This window comes from Polaribacter sp. AHE13PA, from assembly GCF_019278505.1.
Taxonomy (GTDB): domain Bacteria; phylum Bacteroidota; class Bacteroidia; order Flavobacteriales; family Flavobacteriaceae; genus Polaribacter.
Genome location: NZ_CP058985.1, coordinates 2,145,055 through 2,159,796, shown reverse-complemented (window position 1 = coordinate 2,159,796; position 14,742 = coordinate 2,145,055). Strand labels below are relative to the sequence as shown.

The following is a 14,742-nucleotide window of genomic DNA, read 5'->3' as shown; positions in this document are numbered from 1 at the left end:
ACTGTTAGTTGTTGTTGTTTTACTTATGCTATTTCAGGGTTTTTACCCAAAACTCCCAAATGTCTAAAATGTTCTATAATTGCTTTACGCATGGTGTCGTATTCGTTATAAGGCAAATTAAATTCTTTGGCCGTTTCTTTTACAATTTTAGCTAATTTATCATAATGTACATGAGAAATATGCGGAAAAATATGATGTTCAACTTGATGATTTAATCCTCCTGTATAGAAGTTTACCAACCAGTTACTAGGGGCAAAGTTAGATGTTGTGTATAATTGGTGGACTGCCCAAGTGTGCTCTAAATTACCATCTTTATCTGGTAAAGGCATTTCTGTATTTGGTACAATATGTGCTAATTGAAAAACCAAACTTAAAATCATACCCGCGGTATAATGCATTACAAAAAATCCGATTAAAATTTTCCACCAAGCAACGTCTAAAACTAATAGCGGTAAAACAATCCAAAGAGAATAATAAGCTATTTTAGAAATGACTAATTTTGTCCATTCTGTTGTAGGATTTGGAAATTTACCATAAGATAATTTACGTTTTAAATAACGATGCATTTGCTTAATATCTGTTGTAATAGCCCAGTTTATTGTTAATAATCCGTATAAAAAGATAGAATAATATTTCTGGATTTTATGAATTGGTAACCATGACGAGTGTTGAGAAAAACGAATAATTCGTCCTGCATCGATATCTTCATCATGTCCTTCTACATTTGTAAAAGTGTGGTGTAAAACGTTGTGTTGTACTTTCCAGTTATACACGTTTCCAGCAAGAATATAAATACTGCTTCCCATTAATTTATTAACCCATTTTCTTTTAGAAAAAGAATCATGATTGGCATCGTGCATTACATTCATACCAACTCCAGCCATTCCTATTCCTGTAATCACCATTAAAAGTGCCATTACCCATTGTGGCATAGTAACCGTTAGAATTAAAATAAAAGGAACCAAGAATAGCGAAAACATGATAATTGCTTTTGTGTACAATTTCCAGTTTCCTGTTTTTTTGATTTCGTTTTCTTTAAAATATGTATTTACTCTTTTGTTTAGAGTTCTAAAGAATTTAGCTTTATCTACTCTTGAAAAGTTTATTGTTTTCATTTATATGTTTATAATCTGCAAAAATATACTTTTTGAAATGGAATTTTATGATAAACGTCAGTTTTTGTTTAGAATTGTTCCAATACAAATAACTATTTTTGCAATTCAAATTTATTTATTAATGGAAATTATACTCAAGTATTTTAAGGACTTAACCCCAACTCAAATAGAACAGTTTTCTAAACTTCAAGAATTATACCAAGATTGGAATTTAAAAATAAACGTTGTTTCTAGAAAAGACATAGACGAATTGTATTTACGCCATGTTTTACATTCTTTAGCAATAGCAAAAGTGGTGCAATTTAAACCTGGGTCTAAAGTAATGGATGTTGGTACTGGTGGAGGTTTTCCTGGAATTCCGTTAGCAATTCTGTTTCCAGAAACGCAGTTTCATTTGGTAGATTCTATTGGTAAAAAGATAAAAGTAGTAAATGAAGTTGTTGCTGGTTTAGGTTTAACAAACGTAAAAACCTCTAACTGTAGAGTAGAAGAGATAAAAGAAACTTATGATTTTATTGTAAGTAGAGCAGTAGCGCAAATGGAAACGTTTGTAGGGTGGACTAAAGGAAGAATTGCTAAAAAACAAAATCACGATTTAAAAAATGGGATTTTATATTTAAAAGGAGGCGATTTGTCAGAAGAATTGAAACTATACACTTCTGCCACAATTTATGATTTACCTGACTTTTTTGATGAAGATTTCTATGAAACCAAGAAAGTAGTTCATTTAGGAATGAAGTATAAAGTGTAAATTTCTTTAAGAAATTAACTATAATTTAGATTTTAAAGGTTGCTATTTTTAGCAGCCTTTTTTGTTGCCACAACACTAATTATTAAAATTTGAGTTGCATGAAATAGCATCAATGGCAATAAAATAATACCAATAGCCGCCATATTACCAAAGATTATTTTAGAAAAAACCGTACCATGTACTAAAGATTTTTTTGTACCACAAAACTGTGCTGTAATTTGATCTTTTGTATCTAGTTGTAGTTTTTTTGATAAAAACCCGGTGAGAAAAAAAGCAAGACTAAATAAGACAATAACACCAACTAGAATTAGCATTAAGTCTACAAAAGAAACAGCTCTAAATATGTTTCCTTCAAAAGATTCTGCAAAACTTTTGTAAATAATTAAAAGGATAATAGATTTATCAAAAAGAGTAAGTTTACTGTTATGTTTTTGTACAAAAGCACCCAAAAACCGTTGTAAAAAAAGACCTATTACTACAGGTACAATTATTTGCAAAATCAATTTAAGGTAGATATCGGTAAAATCAAAATCAGATTGAATTTCATTTACAAATAATCCCATCCATAATGGAGTGATGGCAATACCAATAATGCCAGAAATGCTTGCATTAAAAATGGCTCCTGGTATGTTTCCTTTTGCCATAGAAACCATAACTACAGAAGAGGATACGGTAGACGGTAAAGCAGCTAAGAAGAAGAAAGCTAACCAAATGGTTTCTTGTTCTTGGTTTTGAATAAATGGGTGTAGCAATAAAACAAGTATTGGAAAAATTAAAAAAGTAGATATCTGTACCAAAACATGTAATTTCCAGTTTTTGAGTCCTGCTTTTAACTTACTCGGACTTAATTTTAGTCCATAGAAAAAGAAAATAAGTGAAATACCAATAGAACTAATAGTGTTGATTGGGAATTTATTTTCTTGTGTTCCCCATTGCGGAAATAGATACGCTAGTAGTATTACGATGATGATAGAAGCTACAAACTTATCAATCTTTATGTTCATATATTTTATTTTAAATTAACAAATAATCATTAAACGAGGTTCATCTGTTTTTTCCTTCGGTGCTCTATGTAAGCAAGGAAGTACCTCGCTTTCTGGATGATCTATTGCTAGCTTCCATAAATGACCAATACCTAAATTAATAGGTTGTGCTTCTGGCTTCGCTTGATAATGTAAATCAAAGAAATAGTCGCTTAAAAACGATTCAAAACCATCTTCCGGTCCGTCGTATAACTTTTTGAGTTTACTTCTTATTTCTGGAATTAATATTTTTTGTATTCCTTGATCGTTGGGTAGAATATCACTTGATGCTCCATGATACGTGCATAGAAAAGTATCTGCAGTTATTGGAGAGCGATCTACATGAAACGAATACACGTCAGTAGGGAAAAAAGGAAATGCATCATCTCTCTCGTAATACTTAATGATATTTAAAGTTGGAATTTTACCGTGTTCTTTTAATGCTTTAAAGTCGTTTAAAAGGATTTCTCGCGCAAGTTGTCCTTGTTCAGTTAACTGAAGATCTAAAAGTTGTTGAGGGAAAATTTCACTCATATTTCCATCTAACATTATTTTATTGACAATTTCAGAAAAATCACCTTTTAAATTACGGTTCCAACAGATTGCGTTGATATCTCCTTTAAATTTAGTAGATAGTAAATCATTAAAGTTATCAACTTTATAAATTTGATTTTTGCTCATTATGATTTACATTTTTATTTTAAAGGTTCTAAAAATAACAGATTTTACTTCTTGCAAAGTTCTGTTTTTTTATGAAAGAATAAAGCCAAAATAAAACAAATATTTATTCTTTAAACAAAACCATCATAGAAATTGCAGGTACATATACATCGTTTTTAACTTCTTGTTTTCCTTCAAAATCAAATGTATCTTTTAATACAGCAATTTTATAAGTTTGGTCTAATTGGTAATTTATCGTTTTATTTTCTCTATTAAAAATTACTAATATTTTTGACCAAGAATCTTTATTGGCATTATTTTTAAGTTGATAAGAAACCAAACCATGATCTATTTTTTTAAACTCTAAGTTTTCTTGCACCTCTTTAGCGGTTGTCATTCTAAATGCAGGATGTTTTTTTCTTAATTGAATTAGATTTTTATAATACGCTAAAACGTCTCCATTTTTCACTTTTAAATTCCAATCTATTTCATTTATTTTATCTGGAGATTTATATGAGTTATGATCTCCTTTTTTGGTACTCATTATTTCTGAACCTTCATGTAAAAAAGGAGTTCCTTGAGAAGTCATTACAATAGCAGTTGCCAATTTATGCATTGCTTTTATATCTTCTAAAGAAGCGTCTGGTCTAGATATTTTTAATTTATCGAATAAAGTATAATTGTCGTGGCAAGAAACGTAATTAATAGCTTGCCAAGGTTGCAGTGCCCAAGGAAAATCTGTATGATTTATATACATGTAATTTACTTGAGGATGTGGTATAACACCTACAATTCCACATTTTAGAGATTCTTCTTTAAATTTAGCACCGCTAACAAAGCCAGTACTTCTATCATCAAATGTGCTTCCTTTTATGGCATCTCTAATTTCATCAGAAAAAGCAGCTATTTTGGGCATTTGTGGAATGTGTTTTTTTAAAGCCCTTTTCTCTTCTGGTAACGGTGAATCTCCACCTGTCCAACCTTCTCCATAAATAAGTGCACTTGGATTTATTTTGGTGATTTCATCTGCAATTAGATTCATCGTCTCTACATCATGAATCGCCATTAAATCGAAACGAAAACCATCTAAATGATATTCTTCTGTCCAATATTTAACAGATTCAAGTATGAATTTTCGTGTCATTGTCCGTTCAGACGATGTTTCATTTCCACACCCAGAAGCATTAGAATAACTACCATCGTTGTTAAAACGATAGTAATATTTTGGGGTTTCTAAATTAAAATTTGAGTTTTCAATGATTCCAGTATGGTTATACACAACATCTAAAATAACACCAATTCCGGCACTATGAAATGCTTGTATCATTTTTTTAAATTCCGGAATTCTTACTTCTGCTTTAAAAGGATCAGTAGAAAAAGAACCTTCTGGAACATTGTAATTTTGAGGGTCGTATCCCCAATTAAATTGTGGTACCTCTAAATGAGTTTCATCAATAGAATATTGATCGAATGTGGGTAATATATGAACGTGTGTAATTCCTAGCCTTTTAATGTGATCGATGGCTGTTGGAACATCAAGATTACTCTTCACTCCCTGTTCTATCAAACCTAAATATTTACCTGGATAAGAAGAATTAGCTTCTGTTTGAATGGTAATATTCCGAATATGTAGTTCGTAAATAATAGCCGAATTAGGAGCGTTTAATTGCACATATGTATCTTGCTCCCAATTTTTAGGATTTGTTTTATCAAAGTTTAAAACCATGGCTCTTTGTCCGTTTACACCAACTGCCTTAGCGTAAATTCCTGGAGTTTCTGCTAGCCAATTATCTTCAATACATATTTGATATGTATAATAAGTCCCGTTTAAATCTCCTTTTACCGTTTTTAGCCAAAGTCCATTTTCTATAGCCTTTAAATCTAAAATTGTAAATGCTTCAGAATTATTTCCAGTTTTGTACAAATTTAGTTTTACGGCAGTTGCAGTTGGAGACCAAATTTTAAAAGTAGTTTTTTCTTTAGAATATTCTAACCAAAGGCTTTTATCTGTTGTAGGGTATTCTTCAAAAGAAGAAAAATTGTGTTTATTTTGTTCCATCTCATCCTTATTGAAAGGACAAGAAAGTTCCTCTTTTTTATTCACATATCCAATGTAATTATTGAATATATTTTGAGTTTTTATTGCGCTGTTATATGTCTATTTTCTAAAAAATAGAAGAAGTAGTTTTTGAAGTGAATTTTTCTAAAAACAACATTCCTTTATAAGAATTTCCTTTGATGTTTAACTTCGGACTCCAAACAGCAATGCAGTATTTATCTGGGTGAATGGCAACAATTCCGCCTCCAACACCACTTTTACCAGGTAGTCCAACACGAAAAGCAAACTCACCAGATTCATCATAAAAACCACAAGTAAGCATAATGGCGTTAATTCTTTTTGTTTGACTTTCTGTAATTACTTTTTCTCCTTTTTGGGTTGTAAAATTATCAATCGTTAGATATAAAAATATTTTTGAAAGCTCTTTACAAGTCATTTCTAAAGAACACATGTGAAAGTAAAAGTCTAAGACTACATCTACGTCATTTTTAATGTTTCCAAAAGATTTTATAAAATTACAAAGCGCAACATTTCTATACCCAGAACTTTTTTCCGATTGTGCTACTTTCTCGTTATATTTTAAAGTAGGAATGTTAGAAATATCTTTACAGAAGTCTAAGAAATCTTCCTTTGGGTTGTTAAGGTGACTGACCAATACATCGCAAACCACAATTGCGCCAGCATTTATAAAAGGGTTTCTAGGTTTTCCTAAATCTGCTTCTAATTGTAATAAGGAGTTAAACGGATTACCAGAAGGTTCTACGTCTACTCGGTCCCATAATTTTATGCCTTCAAATTTATAGGCTAAGGTTAATGAAAGAATTTTAGTAATACTTTGTACTGAAAATTTTTTGTCAAAATCGCCAACACCAAAAGATTCTTTATCAATAGTTGTAATAGCAACGCCAAAATTAGATGGATCTATAAATGCCAATTCAGGAATATAACTAGCTACTTTACCAATGTCAGCTACATTTTTTACATCAGCATAAACGCATTCAATTACTTCTTTATAATTTTCCATTGATAATTTATAGTATTAGTATAGGCAAACCTATTCTAAAATAATTTAAGAAACAACATAAAAAACGCATCATAAAAAAAAGGAACTACATTGCTGTAATTCCTTTTGTAAATTTTATAAATAAGATTCTGAAACAAGTTCAGAATTAGAAATTGCTATGCAATTTCCACAAACAAACCTTCGTCTGTTTTAGAAACCTTTGCAACTTTATGTTTTGTTAAACCTTTAATTGTTTTATCCCATTTCTTATTAGATAAACCAGATTTTACTTTTAAATCATTTAAATCTATTTTTTCGGCTTTGGTAACAATTGCCAAAACAGCTTTTTCATCAGCATTCAATTCTACTGCAGTCGCTTTTTTCTCTGGTCTCATTTGAGGGAAGAATAAAACTTCTTGTATAGATTGGTTGTTGGTTAAAAACATAATTAAACGGTCCATTCCAATTCCCATTCCAGATGTTGGAGGCATTCCGTATTCTAACGCTCTTAAGAAATCTTCATCAATAAACTCAGTTGCTTCATCATCTCCTTTTTGAGCTAATTTTAATTGGTGCTCAAAACGCTCACGTTGGTCAATTGGGTCATTTAATTCAGAATATGCGTTGGCAATTTCTTTACCACAAACCATTAACTCAAAACGCTCTGTTAATTCTGGGTTGTCTCTGTGTTCTTTACAAAGCGGAGACATTTCTTTAGGATAATCTGTAATAAAAGTTGGCTGAATGTAGTTTCCTTCACATTTTTCACCAAAAATTTCATCAATTAACTTTCCTTTCCCCATAGTTTCATCTACAGGAATATTCATACCTTTTGCAGCAGCTCTAATTTCATCTTCTGTTTTACCAGTAATATCAAAACCAGTAAAATGTTTAATAGAATCTGCCATTGTTACTCTTGCGTATGGCGCTTTAAAGTCTATTTTGTGTTCACCAAAAGTAGCTTCAGAAGTTCCGTTTACAGCAATAGCACAATGCTCTAAAAGTTGCTCTGCAAAATCCATCATCCAATTGTAATCTTTGTAAGATACGTAGATTTCCATGGCTGTAAATTCTGGGTTATGAGTTCTGTCCATTCCTTCATTTCTAAAGTTTTTAGAGAATTCATATACACCATCAAAACCACCAACAATTAATCTTTTTAAATACAATTCATTAGCAATTCTCATGTATAATGGAATGTCTAATGAGTTGTGATGCGTTATAAAAGGTCTTGCTGCTGCACCTCCAGGAATTGGTTGTAAAACCGGAGTTTCAACTTCAAAATAACCAGCATCATTAAAGAAAGAACGCATTGCGTTAAACAATTTTGTTCTTTTTATAAACACCTCTTTTACGTGTGGGTTTACTACTAAATCTGCATAACGTTGTCTGTAACGTAATTCAGGGTCTGTAAAAGCATCATAAGTAACACCGTCTTTTACTTTTGGTAAAGGCAATGGTTTTAAAGACTTACTTAATAATGTAAAGTTCTTAACACGTACTGTTTTTTCTCCCACTTTAGTGGTAAACAATTCTCCTTCAATCCCTACAAAATCACCTAAATCTAGTAATTTTTTAAAAACATCATTGTACAAGGTTTTATCCTCACCAGTACAAATTTCATCACGGTTAAAATACACTTGTATTCTACCTTCTCCGTCTTGTAATTGTGCAAAAGAAGCTTTTCCTTGTATGTTAATAGACATTAGTCTACCAGCAATAATTACCTTTTTTCCTTCAGCATAATCTTGCTTTATCTTTGCCGAATTTGAATCTATTGGATATAAATCTGCAGGATAAGGATTGATGCCTAAAGCGCGTAATTTTACGAGCTTTTCTCTACGTACAACTTCTTGTTCTGATAATTGCATTTGCTGTTTAGTTTTCTAATGTTTATTTAAGAATGCAAAGATACAATCAAATGAATTAATAGACAATTGAGAATAAAATAAAAAACAACTTCTTTATTTGAGAATATTAAAAAACATCGTATATTTGTCGGCTGCTTTTTGTTAGGGCAGCATTAGTTGTGTTGTTTTGGCGCTTTAGTAAAAGCGTCGTGGTTTTGTTAACCAATGGAAAGCTTCCCTGAAACGGGACGCTTTTTTTTATGACTTTTCGTAAATAGAAAACACGGTTATTTTTAGGTAATGTGTTAATTTGTCTCTTAAATTTTCTTTTTTTAGTAGCTATATCTTTTATGCTGTCATTGCGAAGTTTGCTTTTTTGTAAACTATGGTAATCTCTTTTTGATTAGCAGATTGCTTCGTGCCTCGCAATGACAATTTTAAAAAAGGTATAAAAAGGATGCCACTTCAAATGCGAAGCATTCAACGACTCAAATAAATATTAAATTGGAGTTAATTTGCGTTAGACTTGTTTGCAGACTTATATCATTCTTTAAATTATATGTAATCATCGTTAAGGAATTTTCTCGTCATTGCGAAGAATGAAGCAATCTCTAAATATAGAATACGTAAATTTTAATAATCAGATTATTTCGTCGTTCATCCTCGTAATGACGCTTCTCATGATTTGTTGAGAATAAAAGATGGTATTTAAAAAAAGCTTCCTTTAAATTCCCAAAACTGAATTATAAATAGCACAAAATAGATAGCGGCTATAGAAAACTTAATAGTTGCAGAAGCTAAAAAACCAAGAAACGCTCCAAAAGAAGCCTTTAAAGCTCGGTTTGTGTCTTTGCTATCATAAAGTAATTCCCCTATAAAGGCTCCCAAAAAAGCACCAATTAACATTCCGAATGGAATAGGGGAGAACAAGCCGACAAATAAGCCAATGGTAGTGCCATAAACTCCATATTTTGTGCCGCCAAAACGTTTTGTACCCATACCAGGTATAAAGTAATCGAGAATCCAAATTAGAATGGCTACGGCTAAAGTAATTCCTAAAAAAGTCCAATCCATCGGAATTATTTTAGTGAAATGTAATAAAAGTAAACCTACCCAACTTGTTAAAGGTCCTGGTAAAATGGGCAAAAAAGCGCCAATAATGCCTAAGCAGACAAAAAGGAATCCTAATAGTAATAAAAATATATCCATAAATATTTTAATAATTATACGGGTTTAAAGTCAATAAACATCACAGTTTTCTAATTATAAGACGATTATAGTTACGTTATGTTACAAATATTTAAACTAATAAATTAGTTTAAACTATATAATTAGTTATATTTGCATTGTTGAACTAAAAACTTAGTTATAATTATGAGCAAACAATTAACAAAAGCAGAAGAGCAGATTATGCAAGTCTTATGGGATTTAAAAGAAGCTTCTGTAAAGGAAGTGATAGATAAATTACCAGAACCTAAACCTGCATATAATACAGTTTCTACCATTGTTAGAATTTTAGAAACCAAAGAATTTGTTGGGCATAAACCTGTAGGAAGGGGATTTATCTATCATCCTATTATTGAAAAAGAAGCCTACAGTAACCAGAGTTTACACAAATTAATGAACGGTTATTTTGATGGTTCTTTTAAAAGTATGGTTTCCTTTTTTGTAAAAGAAAATAAAATGGATGTTGCCGAATTAGAATCTATTTTAAAGGAAGTAAATAAAGGGAAGGAGTAAACAGTTTTCAGTTGCAGTTGGCAGTCTCAGTTTTCATTATTATTAAAGTGTAGATGTCATTCCGAATGCTACTGAAATTAAAATACTTTCTTAATTGAAAGTATCTAGCGCAGCTAAAGAAGAGGAATCTCTTTCCTATATAGAAGTAGTTTTTTCAATATGAGATTTCTCAATCGTCTAAAAAGACTCATTTCGAAATGACAGTGTGATAATAAAAAAATAAAAAAAAAACTATGATCAATTATATTCTACAAGTCATATTATTTCAAGTATTGTTTTTGGCTATTTATGATTTCTTTCTAAGTAAAGAAACCTTTTTTACTAAAAACAGATGGTATTTAATTAGTACACCAATTGTATCTTTCATTTTACCGTTTATTAAAATTCCGACGTTTCAAAAAGCGGTTCCAGAAGAGTTTATTATTTATTTACCAGAAATCGTTTTATCACCAGAAAAAGTAATTCAAGATGTTATTCAAGAAACGAGTTTGTATCAATCTATAAATTATGTAAACCTTTTATTTTGGTTTGGATTCAGTCTTTTTTTGATACTTTTTTTAATAAAACTGTTTAAAATAACAAACCTAATTAGAAAATACGAAGTTGTAAAAAAAGCGAATTACACTTTAGTTATAATACCAAATCAAACCAAGGCATTTTCTTTTTTCAACTTTATTTTTTTAGGAAAAGAAATTCCAATTTCTCAACAAGCACAAATTATAGCACACGAACTAGTGCATAGTAATCAAAAGCACTCTTTAGATTTATTATTCTTCGAATTTTTAAAAATAATGATGTGGTTTAATCCAATGATTTTTATTTATCAAAAGAGAATAACACTCATTCACGAATATATTTCTGACGAAGTAGCGGCAAAGTCAGAAACAAAAGAAATTTATATTAATAACTTATTATCCAACTTTTTTCAAGTTGAAAACATTGCCTTTGTGAACCAATTTTATAAAAAAACCTTAATCAAAAAAAGAATTATTATGATGAAAAAGAAACAATCAAAAAAAATGAATCAACTAAAGTATTTGGTATTAATTCCGGTATTGGCGAGTATGTTATTTTACACTTCTTGTTCCGAAAATAAAAATAAAAATAAAGATTTAGAATCTGAAAAGGTTTTAGCGAAAGAAATTCAGATAAAAGAATTAACACTTATTAATCAAAAGCTGGGAGATTCTATAGATAAACTAAATAGAGAGAAAGAGCTATTTGAAAGTATGACTAAATTTTTGAAGAAGAAAATGTATGGAGATGGCACCGAGAATAAAGAAGAAGTCTCATTTATGACTATAGACAAAGTACCAACATTTCCAGGTTGCGCATCGGGTGATAAAGATTGTTTTTCTAAAGAAGTTCAGAAACATTTTTCTAGAAACTTTAATGCAGATTTACCAAATCAATTGGGTTTAGAAGCAGGCAGGAAAAGGATTTTTATAGGTTTTAAAATTGACAAAGAAGGAAATGTAGTAGATGTAAATGCAAGAGCACCGCATAAAGATCTTAAGGAAGAAGTTATTTCGGTAATGAATTCGTTGCCTAAAATGATTCCTGGTGAACATGAAGGTAAAAAAGTAGGTGTAAAATATTCAATTCCGGTTTCAATAATAGTAAATTAATACATCTATGAAAAGGAAAAATTAAGTGTATAATTATTTGAAATAGTTAAAGTCGAGGTGTAAATCTCGGCTTTTTTATTTTTAAATATAAGTTGTTTTTATAACTAAAATTGGCTTTTTTTTAGGGCTTAAAAAGTTTAAAGTACAAGTCAACAAAATTTAGTAAATTCACACTCTAAATAAAAGTATGTTTTTAAGGGTTTTATCTTTTTTAATAATGTTGGTTTTTATCACTTCGTGTGATTTATTTTGCCCTCCAAAGGATAAAAATACATCAGATTTAGACACTATTGTAGATTTTTCTTCGGTAGATACTTTTCCTTCTTTTAAAACTTGTGATGCGATTATTGATAAACAAGAAAAAATGGATTGCTTTAGAACAACCATCCATCAGAAAATAGAAGCGGAGTTGCAACAACATTCATTTGCTGTTAAAGATTCTATTAATGAAATTGTCTATGTAGATGTAATTATTAATTCTGAAGGAATTTTTAGATTAGACACTATTCAGGCTTCTGAAAACCTTAAAAAGGAATTGCCCGAATTAGATAGTTTATTAAAAGCGAGTGTAGAGAAACTTCCAAAAATATACCCTGCAAACAAGCGAGGAATACCTGTTACTACAAAATACAGATTGCCAATTAGAATTCAATTAAAAGAATAAAAAAACATTTAATTTACTGCCTATTATTTAACTTTTTTAATTTTTTGTTAAAGAGTCTAGTCGCTATGTTTTTAAGCTAATATTATTTTGTCGATATGCCTTTTTTTCTGCATATAATTTATTCTTTAACTTATTCTGATATAGAAAATGTAACGGTTTCGTAATAATTACCTTGAAAAATGAGAATTATAGTAACATTAAATTAATTTATATTTAATGTTTTATATTTACCGCTAACAAAAATACGTTTAATCTTTTTTGTCCTTTATAATAAGAATACATACTTATTTTATAGGGCAAAAGTATTTTTAGAAAAAAGCTAATTATTATATTTTTTTATGAATAACCATCTTTTAATAGCGCAAATAAAAAAGAAAGATACCGTTGCTTTTAAAAAATGTTATGATTTATTTTTTCAAGATTTAGTGGTTTCTGCAAATAGATATGTATCAGATTTTTCAGTTAGTGAAGATATTGTTCAAGAAGTATTTGTTTATATCTGGGAACACTCAGAAAAGATAGAAATTAAAACATCACTAAAAGCTTACTTATTTGTGATGGTTAAAAATAGGTGTTTGAATCATTTAAAATCTATAAAAATAACCGATAACCAAGATTATATAGAGTATAGTAGGTCTTTAATTGATCGTGTAGAAATACTTAATTTTACAGAAGAAAATAATACTCTTTATTTAAAGGTTTTAGCAATTGTAGATGAAATGCCTTTAAAAATGCAAAAAATTTTTAAATTAAAATTTATAGAGGATTATAAGTATAATGAAATTGCCGAAGAGCTAAATATTTCTCTAAATACGGTGAAAACACAGTTAAAAAGAGCTCGAGTTAAGATTAATAATTCTTTAATGATTATGTTGTTTTGCTTAATAATTATCAACGATTTTCTCTTATTGTTGATTTAATTTGAGTTTTTTTTAAAAAATATTACTTTTTTTGTCACCCGTTTTTTGTTTCACCTTGTCTTTAGTGTATAGTATTTAATTACAAAATATAATTACACTTAAAAAAGACATTCTTAAAATGGAATTTTTCTTAATAATAAAAAAGATAAATAATACGCTTTCTGAAGAGGAAAAGATAGCGTTTGATAAATGGTATTCAGAATCAGAAAAACATAGAGCGTATTTTAAAAGTGTACAAGAAAACAAGAATTCTAAAAAATACCTTTTTGACAAAGAAAAGAATTGGAAAGCAATAAAAGGGAAAGCTAACATCAAAAAGAAAACAACTTGGAAATATTATGCAGCAGCAGCTTCCATTGCATTATTGTTTTCAATATCTTATTTATTTAATCCTATTAATGAAAAAGTAAATACTGCGGAAATAACTACTGATGTAGGTTATAATAATAAAGCAATATTAACTTTAGATGATGGTAAAGAAATTCTTCTTTCTAAAGATCATAAAATAGAAAACGCTCTTTTTAAAAGTGAAGATAAAAGTATTGCGTATAAGAAGGCTAATACAAAGCAATCTGAAGAAATTGCAACACAACCCGAAATTATCTATAACTACCTAACAACTAAAAAAGGGGGAGAATTCTCTTTAACCTTAGCAGATGGAACTAAAGTGTGGTTAAATTCAGAATCTAAACTTAAATATCCGGTAAGCTTTATAAAAGGACAGCCAAGAACTGTAGAACTAATTTATGGAGAAGCTTATTTTGAAGTTTCATCTAGTAAAAAGAATTCAGGAGATGGTTTTAATGTTTTAAATTCTTTACAAAGGGTATCTGTTTTAGGAACACATTTTAATGTAAAGGCATATCCAGAAGATCATTTAATAACAACAAGCTTAATAGAAGGTAAAGTTTTGGTTGAAAATAACGAAAAAATAAAAATGTATTTAGAACCTAATGAAGAGATAACTTTAAATGTTTTAACATTAGAAATGCAAAAGAATGAGGTAAATGCAAAAGAAAAAATTTCTTGGGTAAACGGTTATTTTAGTTTTGATAACACTTCTTTGTTAGAAATTACAAAAACACTTTCTAGATGTTATGATGTTGACATCTCTTTTGAAGATGAAAAAATAAAAGATTTAAGATTTAATGGAGTTTTGAGTAAAAAACAAGACATAAAATTTGTCTTAGATGCTATTATAAATACAACAGATATAACTTATGAAATAGATAATAGAAAAATTAAATTTAGAAAATAAAAAGGAATGTGGTTTGTCCATCTCTCACAATATTAAAACCACAATTCCTTAGGTTCATGCTTATTAATAATT

At 29.5% G+C, this 14,742-nt stretch carries 13 protein-coding genes; 6 read left to right on the top strand and 7 right to left on the bottom strand.

The genetic code is table 11. The annotated features are described in order from the left end of the window. Positions 1-23: 23 nt before the first annotated feature. Positions 24-1,115, bottom strand: a complete 1,092-nt coding sequence (locus H0I28_RS09505) for an acyl-CoA desaturase (protein ID WP_218731235.1) — start codon at positions 1,113-1,115, stop codon at positions 24-26. A gap of 121 nt (positions 1,116-1,236) precedes the next feature. On the opposite strand from H0I28_RS09505, the gene rsmG reads away from it, so the two are divergent. Beyond that, a complete protein-coding gene (rsmG, locus tag H0I28_RS09500) occupies positions 1,237-1,866 on the top strand; it encodes a 16S rRNA (guanine(527)-N(7))-methyltransferase RsmG (RefSeq protein ID WP_218758946.1) in 630 nt (209 codons plus the stop codon). Positions 1,867-1,898: 32 nt separating this feature from the next. Here the strand turns inward: rsmG and H0I28_RS09495 are convergent, their stop codons facing one another. The 6 genes from H0I28_RS09495 to H0I28_RS09470 form a co-directional block, all read right to left on the bottom strand. Beyond that, entirely contained in the window at positions 1,899-2,870 is a 972-nt protein-coding gene (locus H0I28_RS09495) for a bile acid:sodium symporter family protein (RefSeq protein ID WP_218758945.1), read from the bottom strand. Between the two features lie 15 nt (positions 2,871-2,885). Next, positions 2,886-3,569 (bottom strand): hypothetical protein, encoded by a 684-nt coding sequence (locus H0I28_RS09490; RefSeq protein ID WP_218758944.1) that lies wholly within the window; start codon positions 3,567-3,569, stop codon positions 2,886-2,888. Positions 3,570-3,672: 103 nt separating this feature from the next. Further along, the gene (gene pulA, locus H0I28_RS09485; protein ID WP_218758943.1) at positions 3,673-5,607 is read right to left on the bottom strand and encodes a type I pullulanase; all 1,935 of its coding nucleotides are present in this window, start codon (positions 5,605-5,607) and stop codon (positions 3,673-3,675) included. A gap of 106 nt (positions 5,608-5,713) precedes the next feature. Continuing rightward, positions 5,714-6,631, bottom strand: a complete 918-nt coding sequence (locus H0I28_RS09480) for a glutaminase (protein WP_218758942.1) — start codon at positions 6,629-6,631, stop codon at positions 5,714-5,716. Between the two features lie 155 nt (positions 6,632-6,786). Next, positions 6,787-8,481, bottom strand: a complete 1,695-nt coding sequence (gene lysS, locus H0I28_RS09475) for a lysine--tRNA ligase (RefSeq protein WP_218758941.1) — start codon at positions 8,479-8,481, stop codon at positions 6,787-6,789. A gap of 687 nt (positions 8,482-9,168) precedes the next feature. Further along, the gene (locus H0I28_RS09470; protein ID WP_218758940.1) at positions 9,169-9,669 is read right to left on the bottom strand and encodes a DUF456 domain-containing protein; all 501 of its coding nucleotides are present in this window, start codon (positions 9,667-9,669) and stop codon (positions 9,169-9,171) included. 165 nt (positions 9,670-9,834) lie between these two features. Here H0I28_RS09470 and H0I28_RS09465 point away from each other — a divergent pair, with 165 nt between their 5' ends. The 5 genes from H0I28_RS09465 (at position 9,835) to H0I28_RS09445 (ending at position 14,670) form a co-directional block, all read left to right on the top strand. Beyond that, positions 9,835-10,200, top strand: coding sequence for a BlaI/MecI/CopY family transcriptional regulator (locus H0I28_RS09465; RefSeq protein ID WP_218754277.1), 366 nt, complete (start codon positions 9,835-9,837; stop codon positions 10,198-10,200). 233 nt (positions 10,201-10,433) lie between these two features. After that, the gene (locus H0I28_RS09460) at positions 10,434-11,828 is read left to right on the top strand and encodes a M56 family metallopeptidase (protein WP_218758939.1); all 1,395 of its coding nucleotides are present in this window, start codon (positions 10,434-10,436) and stop codon (positions 11,826-11,828) included. Positions 11,829-12,015: 187 nt separating this feature from the next. After that, positions 12,016-12,492: a hypothetical protein gene (locus H0I28_RS09455; RefSeq protein WP_218758938.1), complete on the top strand. Its 477-nt coding sequence runs from the start codon at positions 12,016-12,018 to the stop codon at positions 12,490-12,492. Between the two features lie 338 nt (positions 12,493-12,830). Continuing rightward, the gene (locus tag H0I28_RS09450; RefSeq protein ID WP_218758937.1) at positions 12,831-13,412 is read left to right on the top strand and encodes an RNA polymerase sigma-70 factor; all 582 of its coding nucleotides are present in this window, start codon (positions 12,831-12,833) and stop codon (positions 13,410-13,412) included. 118 nt (positions 13,413-13,530) lie between these two features. Further along, positions 13,531-14,670 carry a FecR family protein gene (locus H0I28_RS09445; protein ID WP_218758936.1) on the top strand — a complete coding sequence of 380 codons (1,140 nt, stop codon included), beginning with the start codon at positions 13,531-13,533 and terminating at the stop codon, positions 14,668-14,670. Positions 14,671-14,742: the final 72 nt, after the last annotated feature.

What these genes read in the sequence shown, in the direction of transcription:
- H0I28_RS09480 (WP_218758942.1), bottom strand. Translation starts at nt 6,631, where the DNA reads ATGGAAAATTATAAAGAAGTAATTGAATGCGTTTATGCTGATGTAAAA.
- H0I28_RS09445 (WP_218758936.1), top strand. Translation starts at nt 13,531, where the DNA reads ATGGAATTTTTCTTAATAATAAAAAAGATAAATAATACGCTTTCTGAA.
- H0I28_RS09450 (WP_218758937.1), top strand. Translation starts at nt 12,831, where the DNA reads ATGAATAACCATCTTTTAATAGCGCAAATAAAAAAGAAAGATACCGTT.
- H0I28_RS09495 (WP_218758945.1), bottom strand. Translation starts at nt 2,870, where the DNA reads ATGAACATAAAGATTGATAAGTTTGTAGCTTCTATCATCATCGTAATA.
- rsmG (WP_218758946.1), top strand. Translation starts at nt 1,237, where the DNA reads ATGGAAATTATACTCAAGTATTTTAAGGACTTAACCCCAACTCAAATA.
- H0I28_RS09470 (WP_218758940.1), bottom strand. Translation starts at nt 9,669, where the DNA reads ATGGATATATTTTTATTACTATTAGGATTCCTTTTTGTCTGCTTAGGC.
- H0I28_RS09455 (WP_218758938.1), top strand. Translation starts at nt 12,016, where the DNA reads ATGTTTTTAAGGGTTTTATCTTTTTTAATAATGTTGGTTTTTATCACT.
- lysS (WP_218758941.1), bottom strand. Translation starts at nt 8,481, where the DNA reads ATGCAATTATCAGAACAAGAAGTTGTACGTAGAGAAAAGCTCGTAAAA.
- H0I28_RS09460 (WP_218758939.1), top strand. Translation starts at nt 10,434, where the DNA reads ATGATCAATTATATTCTACAAGTCATATTATTTCAAGTATTGTTTTTG.
- H0I28_RS09490 (WP_218758944.1), bottom strand. Translation starts at nt 3,569, where the DNA reads ATGAGCAAAAATCAAATTTATAAAGTTGATAACTTTAATGATTTACTA.
- H0I28_RS09505 (WP_218731235.1), bottom strand. Translation starts at nt 1,115, where the DNA reads ATGAAAACAATAAACTTTTCAAGAGTAGATAAAGCTAAATTCTTTAGA.
- H0I28_RS09465 (WP_218754277.1), top strand. Translation starts at nt 9,835, where the DNA reads ATGAGCAAACAATTAACAAAAGCAGAAGAGCAGATTATGCAAGTCTTA.
- pulA (WP_218758943.1), bottom strand. Translation starts at nt 5,607, where the DNA reads ATGGAACAAAATAAACACAATTTTTCTTCTTTTGAAGAATACCCTACA.